The sequence below is a fragment of the Paenibacillus sp. YN15 genome (assembly GCF_003285005.1).
Lineage (GTDB): Bacteria > Bacillota > Bacilli > Paenibacillales > NBRC-103111 > Paenibacillus_AR.
Map to the genome: position 1 here is coordinate 1 of NZ_QMFA01000124.1, position 321 is coordinate 321.

The 321-nt window shown below is 65.4% G+C and carries 1 pseudogene; it reads right to left on the reverse strand.

Features of this window, described 5'->3' with window-relative positions:
• A pseudogene (locus DQG13_RS31115) lies at positions 1 to 321 on the reverse strand (cell wall anchor protein); the annotation flags it as partial.

Below are 321 nucleotides of genomic sequence, written 5' to 3' on the forward strand. Positions count from 1 at the left end.
GGTGGCGGTTCCGCTTGTATTACCCGGCGCTCCGGCAGCAGAGCCGGAAGAGGTTGACCCTCCGCTGCCGCCGGATTCCTGCCCAGCTCCCGAACCGGGACTGGTTTCGTTCCCTGGGCCCTGTTCAGTCCCACTCCCGGACCCCGGATTGGTTTCGCCTCCCGATCCTTCACCGGTTCCCGGGTTAGTGCTGCCTCCGGTTTCCCCGCCGGACCCGTTTCCGTTTCCGGGCTCCTGTCCGCCTCCATTGCCCGGCTCCGAACCTTCTCCGCCATTGCCATTGCCGTTGTCGGCTCCCATTTCCACCGCAAACAGATAGGG